The sequence below is a fragment of the Caballeronia sp. genome (assembly GCF_049581465.1).
Lineage (GTDB): Bacteria > Pseudomonadota > Gammaproteobacteria > Burkholderiales > Burkholderiaceae > Caballeronia.
In genome coordinates, this window is sequence record NZ_JBAUSA010000771.1 from 1 (window position 1) to 4942 (window position 4942).

A 4942-nucleotide genomic window follows, 5' to 3' on the forward strand; every position below is an offset into this window, starting at 1 on the left:
GGGAGCAGTCAGTCGACAAATCAGGCTACTGGAAGAGTCGCTCGGCGTGAAGCTTTTCGAACGCGACCACAAAGGGATTCGGCTGACTCCCGCGGGGATCAGGTTAATGCCGTCGGTAACCGAGGCATTCGATGTTATCGAGCGTGGCACCCAGCAGCTAACCGGGAGTGTCGAGCGCAAGCGGTTGATCGTCTCTTTGCCACCTACTTTCGCCACGCAGTGGCTGTCTTCGCGGCTCGCGGCGTTGGCCGAACAGCTAGCGGACGTCGATCTGTCGATTCGTACCCAGGAAAGCGTCGAGTGTCATTGCAGCGTGCGCTTCGGTCGCGACGCAACGGTACACGGCTACTCGGAGTTGCTGATGATCGAGCGGCACGCGCTGGTGGGATCGGCAGACTTCGCCGGAGTGCCGATCGAGGTCTTGCTCGACCAATTGCCAGCGCTTCATGTGCTGCACGAGGACGTGCGTCTGACACTCTGGCCGGACTGGCTGGCGAAAGCAGGTTTACCCGCGCGCTACGCAGAGAACGGCATAGAGTTCTCGAACCTGCAGCAGGCGATCCACGCGGCGCGACGGGGCGTGGGACTTGCCGTCGTGGACCTGAACATGATCCACCACGAGTTGGCTGATGGCGCCCTGGTGCGATTGTCCGACGTGGACATCAGCGGGCCATTTGGATACTGGCTGGATGTCCCGGAAGCCTATCGCGACGCTGACACGGTGGCCGCGTTCACTGGCTGGTTGCGCCGTGAAGCGATCCGGCCGGATCGCTTGCAGGTCTGAACTACGCATTATTTAAACGTCCGAGACTCGCTCTTGCCGCCTGGCGTCGAACATTCCCGCATCACCGAACGGTTGCATGGCTAACGTCGCCAGACGCACCCGCCACGGTTTCACCCTCCGGCACGCAATGTGACTGCAGCGACAAATACCCCGCGTTATAAGCCTTCGGATCTTTCTTCGGTAGCGTGTAACTAATATGGCACTGCTCGACCGGCCCACTACCCCACTTCACCGTCAGCGCCCCCTGATCTTCAAGACCACGCGCAAATATTCTGCTATCCTGACCGACTACACCCACGGTCTTACCTTGTTCGTCTTCCACGCTTGCTCCAAATGGCAACGCTCCGCCGCCTGGTTTCGGCGCCTGAATCAATGCAGCCCGGCCGCTCACCGTCTCGTATTTCATCATCACGATAGAGCCTGCGCGGGGTGCCACTTGCGCTGACGTCGATTTAAATTCGACATCGGTGGACGTGCCTTTCGGATCGATATCGACCACGTTCATGCTGTACGGCGACAGGTAAGGTATCACCGCGTAACCGCGTGCATCAACCCTCGTTCCCGGCGAACTCGTGACCATCGCGCCTGCCGCAGCCGGCGCCTCGACAATTCCGATCGTGTCACCAACGGTCTGCGAGAACGTCACGCCTCCCGGATGCGCCACGACGGAGCCTTGCACGCCCGCCGATACCTGGCGCGTGCCCGCACCGCCACTCGCCGATGCATTCAAGGTCGCGTAAGGCGCGCGATACGTGGCGCTCGCACCCGCATTGCCATCGTTCGCCGAACTGCCCCCGGCGTTGTACGTGCCGTAGCCGTTGTACGAGAACTGGTTCATTTCGCCCAGCGAACCACTTACGTTCGCCTGCATGTTCGTCGCGTCGTCGGAGTTGTGCGACACATTCGTGCTCAGCATCGGTGCATGCGCCGTGTGGCCAAGCGGTACTGTCGTGCTGAGCAGGAAATTGTTTGACATCGATCCGTCCATGGAACGCGTACGGCCAGCCGTCAAGCTGTAGGTCCCGTACTTGAACGAGTTGGTATAGCCCGCCTGAAACAGCGTGTCGGCGCCGCCACGATTCCAATAGTTTTGCGTCGATCCGCTGACGAACGTCGTGCCGTGGTTGCCGAGTTTTTGATTGATCGAGACCTGCATGCGATTGCGTTGGCGATAAATCGAATCAACATCGCCGCCGTGCTCTGCAATGTCCCGCACGGAAGCAGCGTCGTTCAGATTCAAATACCCGGCCGTGGAAAATCGATAAGCCGCAACCGAGACATTGGTATCCGTCGCCCCGATGAACTTGCTGTAACCCACGCGCAAACTCGTGCCCTGCATCGACTGCGCACTCGGCACGCTGGTGCAGGAGCCCGTCACGTCCATCGAAAATACGCCGATACTGGTGTTCAATGCGCTACCCACGTTCATCGCGCCATAGCCGCTCGACGCAACCACGCCCCCATAACCGGTGACTGTGTTGGTCAAGCCGCGCTGGATCGTGAATTGGGCGAAGCCGGGTTTGTCATCGAGCGAATCATTTCGAAGCAGTCCTGCCGTTGCGCTAAAACGCGTCACGCCGGGCCGCAGCGATTGCGCTACCGAAGCAAACGGCACGGTGAATTCCTTGCTGCGTCCGTCGGCTTCCGTGACCGTTACGTCGAGATCGCCACCGTAGCCCGTTGAATAGAGGTCGTTGATTTCGAATGGACCGGGCGCGACATTGGTTTCCTGCAACACCTGGCCGTTCTGGCGAATCGTGACGCGAGCGTTAGTTTCCGCGACGCCGCGTACCACCGGTGCGAAACCACGCATCGATTCAGGCAGCATGCGGTCATCGGTCGCGAGTTGCGCGCCGCGAAACGACACGCTGTCGAAGATCTCGCCAGTGGTACTGGCGTCGCCGAGGGTGAGTTGCGCACCCAGCTTTTCCACGTCGCGCTGCGCATAGGTGGCGATGTTGTCAAGTTGTGTCTTCTGTCCCGTTGCTGACGTGAGCGACCCTTGATGGCGAAAATGCCATGCGCCGATGTTCACGCCGGCGTTCAGGCCGAGGTAACTTTGCGTCGAAGTGGCTCCCGATCCTGCCGTGTGATACGTGTTGGCGTTATAGCTGATAAACCCGCCGTTGACGCCCTGCTCCCACTGTTCGGGCGGCACATAGCCCCGTGCTGAATTCTTCATGAACGCCTGCGGCACGCTCAGTTCAAGCGTTTGCTGGGTGAAGTCGAAGTCGACAGTTGCACCCGGCACGAGGATGCCGATCTCGTCGCACGTGTCTGCGGTGGGCGCAGCCGGAACAGGGGCAGCGATGCGTCCGGCGGCCGCGTCGGCCTTGGCCAGATCGACACCTGCGCGCTGCAAGAGCGCACGGCTGAAACAAGGCTTTGAACCGAGTTTGCCGCCCGTGGCATCAAAGCGAATGTCTTCGCGAGCCAGACGCACGCCGTTCACCAGCAGATCCACTGCATACGTTCCCGGCGTCACGGCATTGCCGCGCGTGAAACGACTTGTGTCGACCGCGGTGCCTGCATCGGCGCGCAAATACATATTGTCGAAGCTGACCTCCTCAACGGCGCCGGTGTCGCCGTGCTTCAATGCGGCTCCCTCAGCGACGGCCTGGGAAGCCGTGGCGTAAGCCATCATTGCGAAAACGACCGCGGCGATGGGCTTGAGGCGCAGTCGAAACGTGCTCTGGTCTTGACTCTGGGAAGCGTGTTGAGCCGCATGTTTCATGATTCAGCCTGCGATGGTTTCCGTCGATTTAGACGCGACTTGACCCACCGGGCTGTTCGGAGCAGACCGTTCGGAAAACCGCGGGATGGAGTGTTTTGAGGAAGGCGCCGGCTAGCTGCGGCCCGCGACGCCTTCGGTGTCGCCCCTGTGCGGGGCGAGAGACTTACTGAGACTTACAGGGCCTTACTGAGCCAGAGGCAGATCGAACGGCAGGGCGCCGCCGAAGTCGCTGATTGCGTTGTACTTGACGTGGGCGTTAGCGGGAATGGCGTTCAGATTCTTGATCGGAAATTGCGCCGTACCACGCGGCTCAACCATCCCGCCGATATCGTTCTTAAAGGTCTGGCTGCCGCTCACGACATCGATTTCACTGAACGATACGTAGTACGCCGTAGGATTTGTCGCCTTGACGTCGAAACCCTTCTTGTCGACGGCCGGCACAAGCGTCCAGCTCACTTTCCCGGCAGCTTCATCAGGGCTTCCTGGCAAGCCCTTGGGACGAGCGAACACCTTGATGCGGGTACGAAACGCAAACTGCAACGTGTTCACATCGGTGTTCTTGGCCGTGTTCGGCGGCACGTCCAGTACGTTCAGCCAAAACACCGATTCCTTGTCTTGCGGGAGAGCGTCGCCGGTGTACATCATGCGCAGCGTTTGCGACTTCTTGCTGTCCATGCGGAAGATGGGCGGCGTAATCACGAACGGTGCGCTCGCTTCGCCCGGCTTCGCATCCGCGTTGCCCTTGTCCATCCAGACCTGCACGAGCGACGGTTCCGCCCGATCATTGGTCAACTTGACCGTCACCTCACGATTTTCAAGGGGATACACCACGCGTGTTCCGCCCACGGTCACACTCGCGCCCGCGCTTCCGGCGAGCAGAGCCGCGACCAGGCCCAGGCCACATGCAATTCGATTAATAGACTTCATGACTGTATCTCCGTGAAAAACCTGGCTCTAAACGTAGAGAACGTAGAGAAGAAGCAGGCATCCGCACCCGCGGATGCCTGGTGTCAGGGCTTACTGATAGTCGACGGTGTACTGAACCGAGGTGTTGACCGGGCCGGCCGTTGCCTTGCCCGTTGCGTAGTACTCAGCGAAGTACTTCAGGTCGGCGGCGCCCGACACGACTGCAACGCCGTTGCCTGCGAGGTCATTATTGGCACCCGTGACAACGTTGATCGGCGCGTGGCTGGCATTGAGCAAGCGCACTTGAACGTTCTGCGCACCGGAGGGCGCCTGGTTCGTCAGGTAACCCGTGGTCTGGTCGATCGTCGGGCCGTTTTCAAAGCGAGCAACTGCCTTCGTTTCCGTCGAGCAACCGCTCAGCGCGAAGGTCAGGTCCGTTGCGGCGGTCGTACCGGCTGTTGCACCTTTCGAAGCCAAGGTGCTGCCCGTGACTGTCGGCAGCGTGACGTTCTTGTCGG

At 60.3% G+C, this 4942-nt stretch carries 4 protein-coding genes; 1 reads left to right on the forward strand and 3 read right to left on the reverse strand.

Features of this window, described 5'->3' with window-relative positions; translation table 11 throughout:
- A partial coding sequence (locus tag WCA53_RS19020) for a LysR substrate-binding domain-containing protein (protein ID WP_423914066.1) occupies window positions 1-784 on the forward strand: 784 nt, incomplete at its 5' end.
- 61 nt (window positions 785-845) lie between these two features.
- Here the strand turns inward: WCA53_RS19020 and WCA53_RS19025 are convergent.
- From WCA53_RS19025 to WCA53_RS19035, 3 genes are all read right to left on the reverse strand, one after another.
- On the reverse strand, window positions 846-3518 hold the full coding sequence (locus tag WCA53_RS19025; protein ID WP_423914069.1) for a fimbria/pilus outer membrane usher protein: 2673 nt from the start codon (window positions 3516-3518) through the stop codon (window positions 846-848).
- Between the two features lie 183 nt (window positions 3519-3701).
- Window positions 3702-4445, reverse strand: a complete 744-nt coding sequence (locus WCA53_RS19030; protein ID WP_423914071.1) for a fimbrial biogenesis chaperone — start codon at window positions 4443-4445, stop codon at window positions 3702-3704.
- Between the two features lie 90 nt (window positions 4446-4535).
- A partial coding sequence (locus WCA53_RS19035; RefSeq protein WP_423914074.1) for a fimbrial protein occupies window positions 4536-4942 on the reverse strand: 407 nt, incomplete at its 5' end.

Coding starts and splice junctions, on each gene's coding strand:
- WCA53_RS19025 (WP_423914069.1), bottom strand. CDS start 3,518: ATGAAACATGCGGCTCAACACGCTTCCCAGAGTCAAGACCAGAGCACG.
- WCA53_RS19030 (WP_423914071.1), bottom strand. CDS start 4,445: ATGAAGTCTATTAATCGAATTGCATGTGGCCTGGGCCTGGTCGCGGCT.